Below are 19,269 nucleotides of genomic sequence, written 5' to 3' on the forward strand. Positions count from 1 at the left end.
GTCCCCGGGCCCGGAGCCGCACCCGGCCACCGCGGCCCCTCCGGAGGCGGCCGGCCGGTGATCCTCCTGAACGACGTGAGCCGGGTCTTCCCGGCGGACCCGCCCGTGCACGCGCTGCGCGGAGTCCGCCTCCGCGTCGAGCGGGGCGACTACCTGGCCGTCGTCGGCCCGTCGGGATCCGGCAAGTCGACCCTGCTCAACACGCTGGGCCTGCTCGACCGGCCCGGCTCCGGCTCCTACCTCCTCGACGGGATCGAGACGACCGCCCTCGGGGACGGCGCGAGGACCCGGCTGCGCGGCCGCCGGATCGGGTTCGTCTTCCAGTCCTTCCACCTGCTGCCGCACCGCACCGTCTCCGAGAACGTCATGCTCGCCGAGCTGTACGGCGGGCCGCCCCGCCGGGGCCGGCGGGAGCGGGCGATGGCGATGCTGGAGAAGGTGGGCATGGCGCACCGCGCCGGTTTCCTCCCCGGCCGCCTGTCCGGCGGTGAACGCCAGCGGGTGGCCATCGCCCGGGCGCTGCTGGGCGAGCCGTCCCTGCTGCTCTGCGACGAGCCCACCGGCAACCTCGACAGCGGCAACACCGAGATGGTGCTCGACCTGTTCGACACGCTGCACGGCCAGGGGCTCACCCTCCTGGTCATCACCCACGAGGACGCGGTGAGCGCCCGCGCCGGCCGCCGTGTCCGCATCAGCGACGGCCTGCTCACCGAGGAGTGACGTGGACATCCGCGACCTGTGGTCCGAGGCCCTCGCGGGCGTGCTCGCCAGGCCCGTGCGCTCGGCGCTGACCACGCTCGGCACCGTCCTGGGCATCACCACCCTCGTCGTCACCCTGGGCATCGCCGCCACCGCCGGGAACCAGATCGTCGGCCGGTTCGACGAGCTCACCGCCACGGCGATCACCGTGGACGTCCCCACCAGGCTCGGCCCGGCCGTCGGCTGGGACTCCCCAGCCGAGCTGCTGCGGCTGCGCGGGGTCGTCTCGGCCTCGGCGGTCGCCCAGACCGAGGCGAGCTCCAACCTCCGGGTCACCTCCAACACCATCGTCGACCCCACCCGGGTCACCGGCCAGACCCTGGCCGTGGTGGCCGCCACCCCGGAGCTGCCCGGCGCCGTGCTCGGCCGGATGACCAGGGGCCGCTTCTTCGACGCCGGCCACGTCCGGCGAGGCGACCGCGTGGCGGTCCTCGGCGAGCAGGCCGCCCAGATGCTCGGCGTCGCCCGGATGGAGAGCGCCCCGGCCGTGTTCGTCGAGGGGCGCGCCTACACGGTGATCGGCGTGCTGGGCGGCCTCCGCCGCGAGCAGGCCCTGGCCACGGCCGTGATCGTGCCGCCCACCGCGGGCGCGGAGCTCGGCCTGGAGCACGTCAGCCGCGTCCTGGTGAACACCTCCCTCGGCGCCGCCGACCTGATCGCCCGCCAGGCCCCCCTCGCACTGAGCCCCGGCCACGCCACCGAACTCCAGGTGATCGCGCCGCCCACGCCCAAGCGCGCCCGCGACGCCGTACAGGACGACGTCGACGGCCTGTTCCTGATCCTCGGCCTGGTCTCCCTGGTGGTGGGCGCGGTCGGCATCGCCAACGTGACCCTCGTCACCGTGATGGAGCGGGTCGCCGAGATCGGCCTGCGCCGCGCCCTGGGCGCCGCACGCCGCCACATCGCCGCGCAGTTCCTCCTGGAGTCCACCCTGATCGGGCTGGTCGGCGGTGTGATCGGGAGCAGCCTCGGCATCGTCATCGTGGTGGCCGTCTCCGCCGTGCGGGACTGGACACCCGTCCTCGACGTCCGGCCGGCCCTCGCCGCGCCCCTGGCCGGGGCCGCGGTGGGCCTGCTCGCCGGGCTCCACCCCTCCCTCCGGGCCTCCCGCATGGAACCCGCCGACGCACTGCGTTAGCCGTACGGCGGCGCGCCGGCCGGGGCGGCCGCTCCACCCTCAGCCCGGAGGGAGCGGAGCTCCGAGGCGGGCCAGCTCCTCGGCGGTGAGGACGAGGTCCGCCGCCGCGGCGGAGTCGCGGATCGTCTCCGGGCGGCTCGCGCCGGGGATCGGCACGACCACCGGTGACAGGGAGAGCAGCCAGGCGAGCGCGACCCGCTGGGGGCTCACCCCGCGCTCGGCCGCCACCGCGTGGAAGGCGGTGGCGGCCTCCAGCCGGGAGGGGCCGTCCAGGGCGCTGCGGGAGACGCCGCCCAGCGGGCTCCACGGCAGGAAGGCGATGCCCAGTTCCTCGCAGAGCCGCAGCTCCGGAGTGCTGTCGCGGACCGCGGGCGAGAAGCGGTTCTGCACCGAGACGAGCCGGTCGCCGAGGATCTCACGCGCCTGCCGGATCTGCTCCGCGGTGACGTTCGACAGCCCGGCCATCCGGATCCTCCCCGCGTCGAGCAGCTCGCGCAGCGCCCCGACCGACTCCGCCCACGGCACCGCGGGGTCCGGCTTGTGCAGCTGGTACAGGCCGATCGCGTCCACGCCGAGCCGCCGGAGGGAGTCCTCGCAGGCGCGCTTGAGACGGCCGGGGGATCCGTCCACCGTCCACGAGCCGTCACCCGGGCGGCCGCGCCCGCCCTTGGTGGCGACCAGGACTCCGGCGGCCGCGGAGCCGCGGGCGCGCAGCGCCCGCGCGATCAGTTCCTCGTTGTGGCCCGCCTCCCCGGCGTGCCAGTGGTAGGAGTCGGCGGTGTCGACGAGGGTCACCCCGGCGTCGAGCGCGGCGTGGATCGTGGCGACGGCCCGGGCCTCGTCCGGGCGGCCCTCGATGGACAGCGGCATGGCGCCCAGGCCGATCGCGCCGACCCGGGCCTGTCCGATCCGGCGGGTCCGCATGTCATGCCTCCAGTGCTTCGGTGACGGCACGCGGCAGCCAGTCGGCCACCGCGGAGAAGGCGAACCCCAGCCGGGCGGCCCGGCCGTTGTCCATGGCGTAGTACCGGTCGAGGGAGAACGGGGAGGCCGGCCCGCCGCCGGCCGTCCGGTAGACCGGTTCCCGGCCCACCTGCTCCGCGATGAGCGCGCCCAGGCCGGTGACGCTCAGCTCGCCGTGGGAGCAGGCGTTGACCGGCCCGGTGAACGCCGCGCCCGCCGCCCAGTACAGCAGCTCGGCGATCTCCCGGTGGCCGACGAACGAGGTCGGGCGCGGATCGTCGTGGATCACGACCGGTTCGCCCGCCGCGATGCGCCTGACGTGGTGCGCCAGCCGTCCGGTGAAGTCCCGGGAGCCTCCGCCGAGCACGTGCGCGCTCCGCACGCTGACGTACGGGAAGGCGGGCTCCCGCGCGAAGACCGCCTCGGCCTGCCGTTTGCCCTCGGCGTAGGCGGCGGCCTCGTCCCCGTCGGGGAGCCGCCGGACGGGCCAGGCGGCGGGGTCCACGGAGCCCTCCCCGGCGCCGCCCGGCCCGGCGGCGGCCAGCAGGTCCGAGGTGGCCGGGTCGTACACCTCGATGGTCGAGGTCATGACATAGCGCCCGGTACGGCCGGCGAAGACGCGCCGTGCGACGGCGGCCTGTTCCGGCCGGTAGCAGACCTGGTCGACCACCACGTCGAAGGTCCGCCCGCCCAGGGCCGCGCGGAGGGCGGCCTCGTCGTCGCGGTCGGCGACGAGGTGACCGACCCCGCGCGGCGGGACCGTCGTGCCCCGGTTGACGACGGTGACGCGGTCTCCGGCCGCGCGGAACGACTCGACCAGATGCCTGCCGAAGTAGCGGCTGCCCCCGATGACGCACACGTTTCTCACACGCCCAGGTTGCCCCTCTATGGTCTTCAGCAGAAGTGGTGTTCTCCTTAACCGGCTTCCAGGAGAGCTAATGATCGACGTTCAACGCCTGCGGGTGCTGCGCGAGGTGGCCCGGCACGGCAGTTTCAGCGCGGCCGCGGCCGCGCTGCGGTTCACCCCCTCGGCCGTCTCGCAGCAGATCGCCGCCCTGGAGCGCACCGTCGGAACCACGGTGGTGGAACGCAGCACCCGCGGTGTCACGCTGACCGAACCGGGCCGTCTGCTGGTGGAGACCGCCGAGGCCGTCCTGGCCGAACTCGACCGCGCCCGGGAGCAGATCGGGCGGCTGGCGGCCGGCCGTACGAAGCTGACGATCGCCACGTTCACCAGCGGCGGCCGGCACCTCCTGCCCGCGGCGCTGACCCGGTTCGTCACCGAGTGGCCCGGTGTGGAGGTCGACGTGGTGGAGCGGGAGCCCGAGGAGAGCGTGCCGATGGTCCGGCGGGGGCAGGCCGACCTGGCGCTCGCCTACCACTTCGACGGGCCGCTCCCCACCGGCCCCGCCGACCGGTCCGCCCTGGTGTGGACGCCGCTGCTGGAGGACGTCATGTCGGTCGTCCTGCCGCCCGGGCACCGCCTCGCCGGCCGCGACGCGGTCGACCTGGCCGAGCTCTCCGGCGAGCGGTGGGTGCTGGGATGTCTGAAGACCGAGGCGTTCCTGCGCCGCCACGCCGCCCGCGCCGGCTTCGAGCTGCGGGTCTCCGGCAGCACCACCGACTACTTCTTCGCCCAGGCGCTGGTCGCCGCGGGCGTCGGCGTCTCGCTCGTCCCCCGGATCTGCCTGGACCCGTCCGCCCTGCACGTCCCCGTCCGGCCGCCCCGGCCGACCCGGTACGTCGGGACGGTCACCGCCGTGCGGCGGCGCCCCCAGCCCCACGTCGACGCGCTGGTGGCGGCCCTGTCACCGGTGTCACCGGTCTGACGCGGCCCGGGCCCGGCGGGGCGTGACCGGCGGCCCGCACCCGGCGGGGCATGACCGACGGGGCGTCCGGCGGAGTGCACCCGGCGGGGCGGTCCGGGCCGGAGGGACCGCGTACGGCCCCCGCTCAACTCCCCGGCGACCAGTAGCGGTCGGCGGCCAGGATCAGGGCGGCGGCGCCGACGAGGCCGGCGTCCTGGCCGAGGGCCGCGGGCACGACCCGGACCCGGCGGGCGAACTCCAGCCGGACGTGCGCCCGCAGCGCCTCCTCCAGCGGTTCGAACAGCAGCGGGCCCGCCTGGGACAGGCCGCCGCCGATGGTGACGACGTCGAGGTCGCACAGGTGCGCGGCGGAGGCGACCGCGAGCCCCACCGCCCTCCCGGCCCGGCGCATGGCCGCCAGGGCGATCCCGTCCCCGGCGGCGGCGTCGAGCGCCAGCTGCCTGCCGGTGGCCGCCGTGGCCTCCACATAGGCCGCGGCCTCACGCCCGCGGGCGCCGCCGGAGCGCTCCGCCGTACCGTGCGGGGCTCCCGAGGCGGTCCCGCAGGCCCTGCCGGGGACCCAGCCCTGCTCCACCGCCCAGGCCGCCAGGCCGGGCCCGCGGGCGACGGCCTCCAGGCAGCCGCGCCCGCCGCACCCGCAGGCGGGCCCGTCCGGATCGACCACGACGTGCCCGATGTGCCCGGCGTTGCCGGTGCCGCCGTCGATCAGCCGCCCGCCGAGGATCAGCCCGCCGCCCACCCCGGTGGACACGACCATGCCGAGCATGTTGGCGCTGCCGGCGCCGGCGCCCCGCCAGTGCTCGGCGGCGGCCACGCAGACGGCGTCGTTGTGGATGCGGACCGGGACGCCGGGGAAGCGGGCGGCCAGCCGCTCCCGGAGCGGGAAGGCCCGCCAGCCCGGCATGTTCAGCGGTGAGACGGCGCCGTCGGGCCAGGTCATCGGGCCGCCGCAGCCGATGCCCACGCCGGTGGGCGAGGTCTCGCCCACCACGGAGGAGATCAGCCCGTCGAGGGCCTTCCACAGGGTGTGCGCGTCGCCGCCGGGCGGCGTCGCGACCCTCCGGGCCGTCCGGACGTCCCCGTCCGGACCGACCAGCGCGGCGGCGAACTTCGTCCCGCCGATGTCGACGGCAAGCACGGAATCGGACACTGCGCGATCATACGGCCGGCGCGGCGGCCGGCGGGAGGAGGCCCGAGAGGAGGCCGGCGTGCCGGGCCCGGGCCCCGGGGCCGCGGCCGGCGGGGGCACCGCCGGCGGCGCGGGGGGAGGACCACGCTAGCGCGAGGAGAAGACCAGCAGACTGGCGGTGAAGGCGTGCACGTGGTTCTGGTCCCCCACCGGCCCGATCTCGCCGGCCGCGAAGAACCCCGCTACCCCTCCGGGCCCCAGGATGTCGTTGACCGCCGCCGTGTCGTGGTCGGCGCTGCCGAACATGGCCGAGCCCCGGCCGTTGCAGGCGAACAGCAGCGCGCCCTCCACCCGGCCGAACTCCTCCCGGTGCGAGTCGAGCAGCTCGTAGAGGTCCTCGTCGGCGGTGGCCGCGTCGCGCACCTGGAAGCGGACGGTACGGCCGATCTCCACGATGTCCCCGATGGCCACGGCCTCCCGGTCGGGATCGATGCCGAGCACCCCCCGGATCAGGAAGTCGCCCCGCTCGTGCCGCTCGGCGTACTCGTCGATGACGATGCCGATCTGCAGCCCGGAGGCGACCAGCTCGCGGTCGTCCTCGTCCAGCGCGCTGACGATCTCCTCCAGCCTGGCCAGGGCGGGCTGCCCGGCCAGCTCCAGCAGGAGGTTGTCCTCCACCCCGGTGACGGTCATGGAGGGGCCGATCGGCCGGCACCCCTGGCTGACCACGGTGCTGATGTTGAGCGCGCCGCCGATGAGCACGCCGACGGCGCCCTCGGTGTAGACCTTCCCGTCGGCGAACAGGCGCACCGCGCCCCGGCCCTGCAGCGCGTTGGCCAGGCCGCCGATCAGCGGGAGGCCCCCGAGCACCTCCCCCGAGCGCTCGACGAAGCCGTCGGCCGGGAAGCTGTAGGGGTCGGCCAGCAGGATGGCCACCTGGTCGTCGGGGGCGGGCTCGGGCAGGCCGACGACGACGAACTGCTCCTCGGTGCGCAGGCTGTCCAGGGCGAAGGTCGTCAGGCGGACCCCGTCGAGGGTGGCGGCCCAGGCGCTCACCGCCGGCGTGAGCTCCACCCCCTGCCCGCCACCGATCACCCCGGTGGCGCTGCAGCCGATCACCGCGGCGCCCGAGGCCATGCTCATCGCGCGCATGCCCGCACGGGAGACGTCGTCGGGGTCGTCACCGCAGACGAAGAAACAGACCAGGTCCGGCGGCTTGTCCAGCCCGCGCAGGGCCTGGTTCACCGCGGACTCCGCCGCCGCGACCAGATCGGAGCCCACGGCGAGACCGTCGGCGAAGCGGCTTGTCAGCAGAGCCACTCGTCTCGCCTCCCTCTCTTGTCCGGAGCCTGCGGCGCCCGAAGTCTTTCCGGACCGTCCGAGGCCTCCTTTGTGCGATTCTCCCCACTGAAAGGGCAGGCACGCCCGTAGGCGGCAGGCAATGAGGCCCGGACGCGACGAGGCCGCGGACGGTGACGAGACTGCCGGTTTCGGCTCAGGAGACGTAGTCTCGATCCCGTGCCTGCCATTCCAGAGCCACGTACGCTGCGCGAGCTGCGCGCGAGCGGCCACGTCCACCGCACGGTGAAGGCCGAGATCCGCGAGAACCTCCTGACCCGCCTCCGGTCCGGGCAGCCGCGCTTCCCCGGCATCGTGGGATTCGACGACACGGTCCTGCCCCAGCTGGAGCGCGCCCTGCTCGCCGGACACGACCTGGTCCTGCTCGGCGAGCGCGGCCAGGGCAAGACCCGGCTCATCCGCACCGTCACCGGCCTGCTCGACGAGTGGACCCCGGTCGTGGAGGGCTGCGAGATCAACGACCACCCCTACGCGCCCTCCTGTGTGCGCTGCCGCCGCCTGGCCGGGTCCGCCGGCGAGGAGCTGCCGGTCTCCTGGCGGCACCGCGACGAGCGCTACGGCGAGAAGCTCGCCACTCCCGACACCTCCGTCGGCGACCTCATCGGCGACGTCGACCCCATCAAGATCGCCGAAGGGCGCACGCTCGGCGACCCGGAGACCGTGCACTACGGCCTGGTCCCGCGGAGCAACCGGGGCGTCTTCTCCGTCAACGAGCTGCCCGACCTGGCCGAGCGCATCCAGGTCTCGCTGCTCAACGTGCTGGAGGAGCGCGACATCCAGGTTCGGGGATACAGCCTGCGTCTCCCGCTGGACATCCTGCTGATCGCCAGCGCCAACCCCGAGGACTACACCAACCGCGGCCGGATCATCACCCCGCTGAAGGACCGCTTCGGCGCCGAGATCCGCACCCACTACCCGCTGGCGGTCGAGACCGAGCTGGAGCTCATCCGCCAGGAGGCCGCGCTCGACCACGTGGGGGCCGACCTCCCCGACCACCTGGTCGAGGTGATCGCCCGCTTCACCAGGCTGGTCCGCGAGTCCACCGCGGTGGACTCGCGCTCCGGGGTCTCGGCCCGCTTCTCCATCGCCGCGGCCGAGACCGCCGCCGCCTCCGCGCTGCGGCGGGCCGCGCTGACCGGCGAGGAGCACGCGGTGGCCCGGGTGGCCGACCTGCCGGGCATCGTGCACACCCTGCGGGGCAAGGTGGAGTTCGAGGTCAGCGAGGAGGGCCGGGAGACCGAGGTCCTCGCGCACCTGCTCCGCCGGGCCGTCGCCGAGACGTTCCGCGGCACGCTCGGCGGCGCGGACCTGTCCGCGCTGCTGAACCGCTTCTCCGAGGGGGCCCAGGTCGAGTCCGGCCCGCTGGTGCCCGCCGCCGAGCTGCTGCGCCGGATCGGCCCGGTGGACGGCCTGGCCAGGATCATGTCCCGGCTGGGCATCGGCGACGAGTCGCCCGGGCACGCCGCGGCGGCGCTGGAGTTCACCCTGGAGGGGCTCTACCTGCTGCGCCGGCTGTCCAAGGACGAGGTGGACGGCGCCACGGTCTACCGCACCTAGACCTAGGGGGACAGGCGATGAGCTACCGCTACGGCGAGTACCGGGACGGGCCCGACCCGCTCGCCCCGCCGTACGACGTGCGTGCCGCGCTCGACCGGATGGGCGACGCGATCCTGTCCGGGTCCAACCCCGGCCACGCCCTGCGCGACCTGCTCCGGCAGGGCCTGCCCGGGGCGGAGGACCGCCGCGGCCTGGACGACCTGCTCCGCGAGGTACGGCGCCGCCGCCGCGAGCTGCGCGAGCGCGGCCGGCTGGACGGCACGCTGGAGCGGGCCCGGGCGCTGCTGGACAAGGCGATCGGGCAGGAGCGGGCGGAGCTGTTCCCCGACCCCTCCGACGACGCCCGCTTCCGCGAGTCGCTGCTGGACGGGGTGCCGGACGACCCGGCGGGTGCGATCCAGTCGCTGAGCCCCTATGACTGGCGGTCGGCGGCGGCCCGGCGGACCTTCGACGAGCTGCGCGACCTGCTCCGCCGGGAGGTGCTCGACAGCCAGTTCCGCGGCATGCGGCAGGCGCTCGCCGACCCGGACCCGGCCGCGCTGGAGCGGGTCCGCCGGATGATGGGCGACCTGAACGGCATGCTCGACCGGGACGCGCGCGGCGAGCACACCCAGGAGGACTTCGACCGGTTCATGGCGGAGTACGGGGACATGTTCCCCGAGTCGCCGCGGAACCTGGAGGAACTGGTCGACACCCTCGCCCGCCGGGCCGCCGCGACGGCGCGCCTGCTGGCCTCGCTCACCCCCGCCCAGCGGGAGGAGCTGGCGAACCTCGTCAGCCAGGCGCTGGAGGACGCCGGGCTGGCCGAGCAGATGCGCCGCCTGGGCGAGTCCCTCCGGTCCCGCCGCCCCGACCTCGCCTGGAACACCCCCGAGCGGCTCACCGGTGACACCCCGATGGGCATGGCCGACGCGGTGACCGCGCTGGACGAGCTCGCCGACCTGACCCAGCTGGAGGCCTCGCTCCGCCAGGACTATCCGGGCGCCCGGCTGGACGACATCGACGAGGGGGCGGTCCGGCGTGCGCTCGGCCGTTCGGCCGTCGACGACCTGGAGGCGCTCCGGCGGATCGAGCGCGAGCTCGAGCGGCAGGGCTACCTGCAGCGCCGGCGCGGCAGGCTGGAGCTCACCCCCAAGGCCGTCCGCCGTCTCGGCGAGACCGCGCTCCGCCGTGTCTTCGCCTCCCTCGACTCCGGCCGCCGCGGCGACCACGACCAGACCGACGCGGGCGCGGCCGGGGAGCTCACCGGCTCCACCCGCCCCTGGCGGTTCGGCAACGAGCAGCCCATCGACGTGGTCCGCACGGTCGTCAACGGCGTACGGCGGGGCGGGATCCGCCCCGCGGGACACGCCGGAGGACGCGGCGCGGGCCGGCCGGGCGCCGTGACCCTCTCGGTGGACGACTTCGAGGTGGCCGAGACCGAGCGGCGCACCGCGGCGGCGGTGTGCCTGCTGGTGGACCTGTCCTACTCGATGGCGCTGCGCGGCACGTGGGCGGCGGCCAAGCAGACCGCGCTGGCCCTGCAGGCGCTGGTCGCCGCCAAGTTCCCCCAGGACTCGGTGCAGATCATCGGCTTCTCCAACTACGCCAGGATCCTGCAGCCGGACGAGCTCGCCGGGCTGGAGTGGGACATGGTCCAGGGCACGAACCTGCACCACGCCCTGCTGATCGCGGGCCGCCACCTGGACCGCCACCCCGACTTCGAGCCGGTCGTGCTCGTCGTCACCGACGGCGAGCCCACCTCGCACCTGCGCCGGAACGGCACCTACGCCTTCGAGTGGCCGCCCACCCGCGAGACGCTGGAGCTGACGCTCGCCGAGGTGGACAAGATGACGCGGCGCCGGGCCACGCTCAACGTGTTCATGCTCGCCGAGGACGAGCGCCTGAAGGAGTTCGTGGACGAGGTCGCCCGCCGCAACGGCGGCCGGGTCTTCTCCCCCAGCGCCGACCGGCTCGGCGAGTACGTCGTCAGCGACTTCCTGCGCACCCGCCGCCGGCGCTGACCCGCGGACCGCTCCGCCGCCGGAGGCGGACCCGAGGCCGGATCAGGCGCCGCTGAGGGCGGCGTAGTGGTCCAGGGCGAGGTCGAAGCCGTCGCGGTAGTGGCGGTAGGAGCGGTAGCACGGACGCCAGGCCGTACTGTTGCCCACTCCCGCGCGGGCCTCGGCGACGGCGTCGGGCACCCGCCCGGGACGGAGCAGCAGGCCGCCGCCGAGATAGCGGTGACCCGCCAGGGTGGTGCAGCGGTCCGGGCCGCCGGAGACGAACCGGCCCCATCGCCAGCCGCTCTCCTCGTCCCACACCAGCGCGTCCCCGCCGATCAGGCGGATGGTCCCGGCCCGGGGGTCGCACGGCCCCTCCCACCAGGTCTCGACCTGCGCGTCCAGCGCCTCCACGACCTGACGCAGATAGAAGACGGGCTGGTGCCGCCATTCCTCGGTGTACGGCTCGACATGTTTCACAGCCACAGCTGGCACTCCTTTGTGCCTTCATGCACGATCTCGTCCATGCCCGCCCGGCACGGCCCCGGCTTCTACACCGGAGACCCCTCGCTCGGGAACGGACCCGGACAGTGATCCTACTCACTGCTCCGGTGTGCTCAGGGCGAAACAGGATGATTCGCCGTGACCCTCCGGAGCGGGAAGGACGCGCCCGGCGACTTGAAACGCGGCGGCATCCGGGAAAGGCTGGGGTCGTCTTCCCCGGAGGAGCGCATGTGGATCGTGGTCGCGGTAGTCTGCGGGCTCTTTCTCGCCGTCGTCCTCACCGTCCTCGCCGTCGTCGCGATCAGCGTCCGCATCGAGGACGGGCGCACCTCGATCACCGATCGCGCGTCCGGGACGGCGACGGCGGGCACCCGGCGGCTGCTCGGCGTGCGGGTGGACCACGACAGGTGCCGCGCCGGGCGCCCGCAGGACGCCTGCCCGCTCTGCCACCGCCACCTCATGCGGGAGGCCGGTCTCGTGCGGGAGGACGGTCCCCCGCCCGGGGACGGGCTCCCGCGCCAGGGCGCTCCTCCGCACGGGGAAGGCCTGCCGGCCGGGACCGGCCTCCCGCACGAGACCGCCTCTTCGCCCGAGGAGGGGCCTGCGCGCGAGGACGAGCCCTCACGCGAGGACGCCACGCCCAGGTCGCGCCCGGCGCCGGAGCCGCGCCCGGACGAGATCGCCGGAGGCTAAGGTCGGGCGTATGACAGATCTGCTGCTCTGGCTGCACATCGGTTTCGCGATCTTCACCCTGGGACCGGTCGTCGCGGTGACCATGTCCACGCCCCGGTTCATCCGTGCCCGGAACGTCGACGTCCTGCGCTACCTGCACAAGACGACGCGCATCTACGCCATCGCCTCCGTCGGCGTCTTCCTGTTCGGCGTGCTGGTCGGCCTGGAGTACCTCGGCAGGCCGTACCTGACGGTCTCCATGACGCTCTTCATCGTCGCCGCCGTGCTCCTGGCCGTCGTGGAGCGGGACCAGCGCGCCGCCCTGCGGGCCCTGACCAGTGAGGACCCGCAGGACGACGCCAAGGTGCAGACCGGCCGGATCGCCACCCTCTCCGGGCTGATCACCGTGCTCTGGATGGTCGTCCTCGTGCTGATGGTCTGGGGCAACCCGTGACCCGGACCGGTCACCGGCCCGGAGCGGCCGGGCGGCGCCTCCACCGGCGCGCCGCCGCCCGGCCGGGAGCCGGCGCCTAGCCGAGCGCCTGGGAGAGGTCGGCCAGCAGGTCGTCGATCGTCTCGATGCCGACCGAGAGGCGGACCAGGTCACCCGGGACCTCCAGCGGCGAGCCCGCGGCGGAGGCGTGGGTCATCCGGCCGGGGTGCTCGATGAGCGACTCCACCCCGCCCAGGGACTCCCCGAGGGTGAACAGCTTGGCCCGGTTGCAGACCTCGACCGCCTCGGCCTCCCCTCCGGCGACCCGGAAGGAGACCATGCCGCCGAAGCGCTTCATCTGCTTGGCCGCCACCTCGTGGCCGGGGTGCTCGGGCAGGCCCGGGTAGAGCACCGAGGTCACCCGCGGGTGCGCCAGCAGCAGGTCCACCACCCGCTCGGCGTTGTCGCAGTGGCGGTCCATGCGCACCGCGAGCGTCTTGAGACCGCGCAGCGTCAGCCACGCGTCGAACGGCCCGGCCACCGCGCCCATCGCGTTCTGGTGGTAGGCGAGCCGCTCGCCCAGTTCGGCGTCCCGGGCGACGAGCGCGCCGCCGACCACGTCGGAGTGGCCGCCGACGTACTTGGTGGTGGAGTGCACCACGACGTCCGCGCCCAGCGCCAGCGGCTGCTGCAGGTACGGCGAGGCGAAGGTGTTGTCCACCACGAGCAGCGCGCCGCAGTCGTGCGCGAGCTGGGCCAGGGCGGCGATGTCGGCCACGGTCAGCAGCGGGTTGGTGGGCGTCTCCACCCAGATGATCCTGGTCTTCTGCGTGATGGCGGCCGCCACCGCGGCCAGGTCGCCGAGCGGCACCGGGTCGTAGTGCAGCCCCCATGCCTCGTGGACCTTGGCGAAGAGCCGGTAGGTGCCGCCGTAGGCGTCGTTCGGGATGATGACGTGGTCACCGGGCTTGCAGACCGCGCGGAGCAGGGTGTCCTCGGCCGCCAGCCCGGAGGCGAAGGCCAGACCGCGGGCGCCGCCCTCGACGGCGGCGACGGCCTCCTCCAGCGCGGTCCTGGTCGGGTTGGCCGACCTGCTGTACTCGTATCCGGAGCGCAGTCCCCCCACGCCGTCCTGCTTGTAGGTGGACACCGCGTAGATGGGCGGCACGACGGCCCCGGTCTGGGGGTCGGCCTCCTGACCGGCGTGGATGGCCAGGGTCTCGAATCCTTCACTCATACGGCACACGCTACTCCGCCCGCGTACCGCCCCCGGCCCGCGACGTTCCCTACGCGGCCTGCGGCTCGTGGTCGCCCGGCCGGCGCTGGAGCGGCACCATGGCCGCGACGCGCGCCGCCCCGCCGGCCGCTTCCTCCCCCGCGACCGGTCCGGTCCCGGCGGTGACCGGCACCGCCTCCGCCGTGGCCGGAGCCACTCCGGCGGTGACCGGCGGCGCCTGGATGTGACGACCGCTCAGCCCTTCGGCGTGCTCCCCGTTGATCCGGGACAGCAGAACCGGGTCGGCGAGCACCAGGGTCACCGCGACGACGAGTCCTGCGGCCAGCAGCACGATCCCGATGATGGTCATTTCCCTCTCCCCTTCGACGCTTCAAGCATCCGTCCGGGGCCGGGGCCCGCGCCTCCGCTGAAGGGCCGGTCCTCGTGGGCACGTCTCAGCCGAACGACCGATATGTCGGGTCGGCCATGGGGATTAGGCTCAACGGCCGTGGGGGACACGCATCGCGTCGTTTACTGGATCAGGCGGCTCAGTGAGATCGCCATGTTCTGCTGGCTGGGGCTGCTGCTCCTGCTGGACGTCGCGGTGACGGTGAGCCTCTCGGAGCCGGCGCAGTTCCTGGTCCCCCTGGCCGGGGCCTACGGGGTCTACGCCGTGTGGCGGCGGCGCAGGAACCGCGTCCGCCCTCTCGCTGTCCTGATGGGGCTGTCGTTCGCGGTCACCTTCGTCGCCGGGGCCGTTCCGGGCTGCGACCTCACGCCCGGCTTCGCCGAGACGGGGGCCCTGCTCATCCTCACCATCGGCGCGCTGCGCTGGATCGAGCCGGTCAGGAACGCGGCGCTCTTCGCGGTGACGTCGATGCTCGTGCTGGAGGCCTCCGCCGGCCGGGTGGGAGAGACCGAGGGCTCCCTGGTCGTCGGTTTCATGCTCTTCGTCGCCTGGTCCACGGCCGCCGGCGTCGGCGCCTACCTCCGCTTCCAGATGGAGCGCCGCCGCGAGGCCGTGCACGCCGTACGGCGGGCCGAGCGCCTGGAGCTGGCCCGGGAGCTGCACGACCTGGTCGCCCACCACATCACCGGGATCGTGGTCCAGGCCCAGGCGGCCAAGGTCGTCGCCGAGGCCAAGCCGGAGGCGGTGGCCCCCGCGCTCGACGCGATCGCGGGCGCCGGGGCCGACGCGCTGACCTCGATGCGCCGCCTGGTCGGCGTGCTGCGGGCGGACGAGGCCGCCCGCTCCCCCGGGACCCGCCTGGCCGACATGCGCCTGCTCGTGGAGCGGTTCTCGGCCCACGGGCCCCAGGTGGCGTTCGAGATCGGCGAGGGCGTCACCGACGAGACCCTGCCGCCGGAGGTGATGACCACCCTCCACCGCGTGCTCCAGGAGTCGCTCACCAACGTGCGCCGCCACGCGCCCGGCACCGGCTGGGTGGAGGCCGACCTGCGGCTCGTGGACGGTGCCGTACGGCTCCGCGTGCGCAACTACGGCTCGGCCTCCGACTCCAAGCTCTCCCGCCTCGGCGGCGGTTTCGGCCTGGTCGGCATGGCCGAGCGCGTCGAGGCGCTCGGCGGCCGCCTGTACGCCGGCCCCACCCCCGAGGGGGCCTGGGAGGTGTTCGTGGAGTTCGCGGTCAGTTGACCAGGAAGGCCAGCAGGTCCTGGCGGGTGAGCAGGCCGACGGGCTTGCCGTCGTCGAGGACCACCGCGGCGTCGGCCTTCTCCAGCGCGTCGACCGCATGGGAGACCGGCTCGCCGGCGCCGATCATGGGGAGCGGCGGGGACATGTGGCCCGCCAGCGGATCCTGCGGGCGCACCCGTCCCCGGTAGAGGGCGTCCAGCAGGTCGCGCTCCACGATCGAGCCGACCACCTCGGCGGCCATGACCGGGGGCTCCTCCTTCATCACGGGGAGCTGCGAGACGCCGTACTCCCGCATGATGGAGATGGCGGTGTCCACCGACTCGTGCGGGTGCGTGTGCACGAACTCCGGCAGGCTGCCGCCCTTGCGGCTCAGCACGTCCCTGACCAGGCCCTCCTCGGAGGAGGTGGTGAGGAAGCCGTAGTCGGCCATCCACTCGTCGTTGAAGATCTTCGACAGGTAGCCGCGGCCGCCGTCGGGCAGCAGCACCACGACCACGTCGTCCGGCCCGGCCGTGGCGGCCACGCGCAGCGCCGCGACGGCGGCCATGCCGCAGGAGCCGCCCACCAGCAGGGCCTCCTCCCGGGCCAGGCGGCGGGTCATGCCGAAGGAGTCCTTGTCGGAGACCGCGATGATCTCGTCGCAGATCGTGGTGTCGTAGGTGGCGGGCCAGATGTCCTCGCCCACGCCCTCCACCAGGTACGGCCGGCCGGTGCCGCCGGAGTAGACGGACCCCTCGGGGTCGGCTCCGATGATCTTCACCCGGCCGCCGGAGACCTCCTTGAGGTAGCGGCCGGTGCCGCTGATGGTGCCGCCCGTGCCGACGCCCGCGACGAAGTGGGTGATCCGTCCCTCGGTCTGCTCCCAGATCTCCGGGCCGGTGGAGTGGTAGTGGCTGTCGGGGTTGTTGGGGTTGGAGTACTGGTCGGGCTTCCAGGCGCCGGGGATGTCCCGGGCCAGCCGGTCGGAGACCGAGTAGTAGGAGTCGGGGTGGTCGGGTGCGACGGCGGTCGGGCAGACGACGACCTCCGCGCCGTAGGCCCGCAGCACCGCGATCTTGTCCTGGGCGACCTTGTCCGGCACCACGAACAGGCACTTGTAGCCGCGCTGCTGAGCCACGATCGCCAGGCCGACGCCGGTGTTGCCCGAGGTCGGCTCCACGATCGTGCCGCCGGGCCGCAGCTCGCCCGATTTCTCGGCGGCGTCGATCATGCGCACCGCGATGCGGTCCTTCACCGAGCCGCCGGGGTTGAAGTACTCGACCTTGGCGAGCACCTGGGCCGGCAGGCCCGCCGTCACCTTGTGCAGCCTGACGAGCGGGGTGTCGCCCATCAGCTCCACAAGCGAGTCATGTACGCGCATCGCGTTGATCACCTCGAAATGCCGAAGCTTTGTCAGCTTGCTCTGTCGGGTACCGAGATCCCAGGGGGTGGCCGGGACCCGGTCGGTCTCCCTCAAACGCTACCGTCGCGTCACGACGCACCGTGTCACGACGGGTACGACGGAGTCACCGGACGCCGCCGGCCGTGCGGGACCGGGGGCGTCCCGCCGGACGGGGTAGGGAGGGCGCGTGAGCGAGCGAGCCGTGGGCACCGCGGCACCGCTCACGCGGCCGAAGGAGGAGGGTGCGTGAGCTGGACACCCGGAGCGGCACGGGCCGCACGGCGCATCGCGGCCGCCGCGGCCGTGGGGGGAGGCGGGCTGACCCTGCTCGGCGCGGCGACCTACGGGATCCTGTTCGCCGAGGGCATGCTGGCCCGCAAGATCGTCGGCCGCCCGCACGGCATGGAGGGACCGCCCTCGGACGGCGTCTACGGCGCGTTCGGCGGCGAGCCGGTCCGGATGGCCATGCTGGGCGACTCCACCTCCGTGGGCCTGGGCATGACCGACCCGGCCGACACCCCCGGCGTGCTGATCGCGTGCGGCCTGGCCGCGGTCGCCGAGCGCCCGGTGCGGCTCACCGTGGCGGGCGTGTCGGGGGCGGCCTCCGTCGACCTCGCCGAGCAGGTGGACAGGGCGCTCGAGGCCCGGCCGGAGGTCGCGGTCGTCTTCATCGGCGCCAACGACATCACCACCCAGACGTTCCCGGCGCAGGCCGTGCGGCATCTGCAGAAGGCCGTGCGGCGGCTGCGCGAGGCGGGGGCCCAGGTGGTCGTGGGCACCTGCCCGGACCTCGGCACGGTCCGGCCGCTCCCGCAGCCGCTGCGCTGGGTGACCCGGCGCTGGAGCCGCCAGCTCGCCGCCGCGCAGACCGTCGCGGTCATCGAGGCGGGTGGCCGGACGGTGGCCTTCGCCGACCTCCTGGGAGAAGAATTCGAGACAAACCCCCACGAAATGTTCGGACCCGACCGTTACCATCCATCTCGCCGAGGCTACGCCCAAGTCGCTTACGCGGTGCTACCGTCTGTTTGCACTGCGTTGGAGCTGTGGCCCGAGCCGCAGCCCGTGCGCGGTCAGTCGGTTTACCTTGCGGCGGCTAAGGCCGCGGAGGAGCCCGGCGCCGAGGTGTCCGCGACCCGCGTCGCCGGCCGAGCCACGGGTCCCCACGGGCGGTGGGTGACACTGCTCCGCCGGCGGCCCGGGGCGCTGCCCGACGACGCCTGAGCACGGTCACCCTCCGCAGCGATGCCGTCACGCCTCGCCCCCTTTGGAGTGGATGTCCGTGATCCGGCCTCACGCGAAATCAGCCATGGTCCTCGCCGGAGCCCTGGCCCTGGCCGGCTGCTCCGGCAGCGAAGCGGCCGCTCCGTCCTATCCCACCTGGCACAACACCGCGGTGAACGCGGTCAGCCGCACCGCCATCGCCGGCGGCGTGGCCACGACGACGTCGCTGAAGGGCGACGGGACGCTGGAGACGGTGGCCCTCGACCTCGACTCGGGCAAGCAGCTCTGGGCCGCCCCCGCGACCATGGCCGGCCGGCTGCCCGGGATGGGCGTCCCCGCACCGGCGATCATCGAGACCGGGAAGAACCAGACCGTCGCCGTCACCGTCGACCCGTCCACGAGGCGGCGATGGAAGGCGATGATCGTCGGCCGGGACGCGCGGACCGGCACCACGAAGTGGAGCCGCCCGGCCCACTCGACCTTCGGACCGCAGAAGTGCGGGATGTTCGTGTGCGTGGCGGAGAACACCGCCCTCGCCACGGCCCGGGTCGTCGTGCTCGACCCGGCCACCGGGAGGGTGCTGTGGCGGCTGCCCGGCATCGCCGAGGTCGAGTGGTCCAACGCCTCCCGGGTGGTCTTCCTGCGCCTGGCCCGCAACCCCCTCCTGGAGGCCTACGACCTGCGCACCGGGAAGGTCGTCTGGCAGCAGCCCGTCGAGCAGGCGCTCGGCTCGGGCGTCAACATGTCCGGCGGCTGGTCGTTCGGCGCGACGGCCGAGAACCTCGTCGGCTACGTCGCCCCCTACACCAACCCCCGGACCAAGAAGGTCTCCGCCTTCGGGCTCTTCTCCGTGAAGCTCTCCGACGGTTCCATCAACTGGATCCGCCCCTCGGTCGTGCGCGTCTACCCCAGCGGCAACCCGGGGTTCGCCCCGGTGGTCCGCCCGGTCGACCAGCAGGGCCAGTACGGCGGATTCGCCCGGCTGGACCCGGAGAGCGGCCGGGTCCTCGGCCAGATCCCCGCCACCGACGTCCCGGGTGCGGGCTGGTGGCTGGCCTTCCCGCCGCGGATGGACAAGATCGGCTTCCTCCGGCACGACAAGCGGGGGACCGCCTTCGACCTGGCCACCGGCCGGCCGGCCGAGATCGACGAGGAGCGCGGCTGGTCCTTCTGCGTGACCGACCCCAAGCCCCTGGCGCTGAAGGGGCAGAGCCCCGGGTTCTACTCGGTGGCCTCGCTGTGCGAGTTCGACCTGGCCACCGGGAAGCGGACGGCCGACGCCGGCGCCCCTCCCGGATGGTTCACCGGCAGCCAGAACGGCTGGCGGGTCTGGCGGGACGAGAAGGGCGGCCTGCACGCCGTACAGGACGCCACCGCCACCGCCCCCGGCATGTACGGCTAACCGGATGGCTGTGCCCGGGTCCCTCCGGACGGCGGGCCCGCTTGGCATTCCGTAACAAAGTTCTGTTTCT

General features: G+C 74.1%; 18 protein-coding genes. 10 read left to right on the forward strand and 8 right to left on the reverse strand.

From position 1 onward, the window contains the following. Positions 1-57: 57 nt before the first annotated feature. Both ACFOWE_RS08915 and ACFOWE_RS08920 read left to right on the forward strand, forming a co-directional pair. Positions 58-720: an ABC transporter ATP-binding protein gene (locus ACFOWE_RS08915; protein WP_377286705.1), complete on the forward strand. Its 663-nt coding sequence runs from the start codon at positions 58-60 to the stop codon at positions 718-720. 1 nt (position 721) lies between these two features. Then, positions 722-1,897, forward strand: a complete 1,176-nt coding sequence (locus ACFOWE_RS08920) for an ABC transporter permease (protein ID WP_377286706.1) — start codon at positions 722-724, stop codon at positions 1,895-1,897. A 39-nt stretch (positions 1,898-1,936) separates the two neighbouring features. Here ACFOWE_RS08920 and ACFOWE_RS08925 read toward each other — a convergent pair whose 3' ends face one another. Then, positions 1,937-2,821 (reverse strand): aldo/keto reductase, encoded by an 885-nt coding sequence (locus ACFOWE_RS08925; RefSeq protein WP_377286708.1) that lies wholly within the window; start codon positions 2,819-2,821, stop codon positions 1,937-1,939. Position 2,822: 1 nt separating this feature from the next. Further along, entirely contained in the window at positions 2,823-3,728 is a 906-nt protein-coding gene (locus ACFOWE_RS08930) for an NAD-dependent epimerase/dehydratase family protein (RefSeq protein WP_377286709.1), read from the reverse strand. A 70-nt stretch (positions 3,729-3,798) separates the two neighbouring features. On the opposite strand from ACFOWE_RS08930, the gene ACFOWE_RS08935 reads away from it, so the two are divergent. Then, the gene (locus tag ACFOWE_RS08935) at positions 3,799-4,689 is read left to right on the forward strand and encodes a LysR family transcriptional regulator (protein WP_377286711.1); all 891 of its coding nucleotides are present in this window, start codon (positions 3,799-3,801) and stop codon (positions 4,687-4,689) included. A gap of 124 nt (positions 4,690-4,813) precedes the next feature. On the opposite strand, the gene ACFOWE_RS08940 is transcribed toward ACFOWE_RS08935, so the two are convergent. Next, positions 4,814-5,839: an ROK family protein gene (locus ACFOWE_RS08940; RefSeq protein WP_377286713.1), complete on the reverse strand. Its 1,026-nt coding sequence runs from the start codon at positions 5,837-5,839 to the stop codon at positions 4,814-4,816. A 126-nt stretch (positions 5,840-5,965) separates the two neighbouring features. Continuing rightward, complete coding sequence (locus ACFOWE_RS08945) at positions 5,966-7,138, reverse strand: FIST signal transduction protein (RefSeq protein WP_377286715.1); 1,173 nt, start codon at positions 7,136-7,138, stop codon at positions 5,966-5,968. Positions 7,139-7,336: 198 nt separating this feature from the next. On the opposite strand from ACFOWE_RS08945, the gene ACFOWE_RS08950 reads away from it, so the two are divergent. Together ACFOWE_RS08950 and ACFOWE_RS08955 are read left to right on the forward strand one after the other, a co-directional pair. After that, positions 7,337-8,734, forward strand: coding sequence for a sigma 54-interacting transcriptional regulator (locus tag ACFOWE_RS08950; protein ID WP_377286716.1), 1,398 nt, complete (start codon positions 7,337-7,339; stop codon positions 8,732-8,734). A 17-nt stretch (positions 8,735-8,751) separates the two neighbouring features. Then, positions 8,752-10,737 (forward strand): vWA domain-containing protein, encoded by a 1,986-nt coding sequence (locus ACFOWE_RS08955; RefSeq protein WP_377286717.1) that lies wholly within the window; start codon positions 8,752-8,754, stop codon positions 10,735-10,737. A 42-nt stretch (positions 10,738-10,779) separates the two neighbouring features. Here the strand turns inward: ACFOWE_RS08955 and ACFOWE_RS08960 are convergent, their stop codons facing one another. After that, positions 10,780-11,202, reverse strand: a complete 423-nt coding sequence (locus tag ACFOWE_RS08960) for a DUF6292 family protein (protein ID WP_377286718.1) — start codon at positions 11,200-11,202, stop codon at positions 10,780-10,782. A 156-nt stretch (positions 11,203-11,358) separates the two neighbouring features. Between ACFOWE_RS08960 and ACFOWE_RS08965 the strand changes: the two genes are divergently transcribed. Further along, the gene (locus tag ACFOWE_RS08965) at positions 11,359-11,913 is read left to right on the forward strand and encodes a hypothetical protein (RefSeq protein ID WP_377286719.1); all 555 of its coding nucleotides are present in this window, start codon (positions 11,359-11,361) and stop codon (positions 11,911-11,913) included. A 10-nt stretch (positions 11,914-11,923) separates the two neighbouring features. After that, complete coding sequence (locus ACFOWE_RS08970) at positions 11,924-12,346, forward strand: hypothetical protein (RefSeq protein WP_377286720.1); 423 nt, start codon at positions 11,924-11,926, stop codon at positions 12,344-12,346. A gap of 76 nt (positions 12,347-12,422) precedes the next feature. Here ACFOWE_RS08970 and ACFOWE_RS08975 read toward each other — a convergent pair whose 3' ends face one another. Next, on the reverse strand, positions 12,423-13,562 hold the full coding sequence (locus tag ACFOWE_RS08975) for a cystathionine gamma-synthase (RefSeq protein ID WP_377286721.1): 1,140 nt from the start codon (positions 13,560-13,562) through the stop codon (positions 12,423-12,425). 49 nt (positions 13,563-13,611) lie between these two features. Then, positions 13,612-13,911 (reverse strand): hypothetical protein, encoded by a 300-nt coding sequence (locus ACFOWE_RS08980; protein WP_377286722.1) that lies wholly within the window; start codon positions 13,909-13,911, stop codon positions 13,612-13,614. A gap of 138 nt (positions 13,912-14,049) precedes the next feature. Between ACFOWE_RS08980 and ACFOWE_RS08985 the strand changes: the two genes are divergently transcribed. Further along, on the forward strand, positions 14,050-15,195 hold the full coding sequence (locus ACFOWE_RS08985; protein ID WP_377286723.1) for a sensor histidine kinase: 1,146 nt from the start codon (positions 14,050-14,052) through the stop codon (positions 15,193-15,195). Here the strand turns inward: ACFOWE_RS08985 and ACFOWE_RS08990 are convergent. Continuing rightward, on the reverse strand, positions 15,188-16,555 hold the full coding sequence (locus tag ACFOWE_RS08990) for a cystathionine beta-synthase (RefSeq protein WP_377286725.1): 1,368 nt from the start codon (positions 16,553-16,555) through the stop codon (positions 15,188-15,190). The two genes, ACFOWE_RS08985 and ACFOWE_RS08990, sit on opposite strands and share 8 nt — an antisense overlap. A 267-nt stretch (positions 16,556-16,822) precedes the next feature. On the opposite strand from ACFOWE_RS08990, the gene ACFOWE_RS08995 reads away from it, so the two are divergent. Further along, the gene (locus ACFOWE_RS08995) at positions 16,823-17,797 is read left to right on the forward strand and encodes an SGNH/GDSL hydrolase family protein (RefSeq protein ID WP_377286726.1); all 975 of its coding nucleotides are present in this window, start codon (positions 16,823-16,825) and stop codon (positions 17,795-17,797) included. An 85-nt stretch (positions 17,798-17,882) separates the two neighbouring features. Further along, on the forward strand, positions 17,883-19,199 hold the full coding sequence (locus ACFOWE_RS09000; protein WP_377286727.1) for an outer membrane protein assembly factor BamB family protein: 1,317 nt from the start codon (positions 17,883-17,885) through the stop codon (positions 19,197-19,199). The last annotated feature ends 70 nt before the right edge of the window (positions 19,200-19,269 follow it).

Source organism: Planomonospora corallina (assembly GCF_042650625.1).
GTDB classification, from domain to species: domain Bacteria; phylum Actinomycetota; class Actinomycetes; order Streptosporangiales; family Streptosporangiaceae; genus Planomonospora_B; species Planomonospora_B corallina.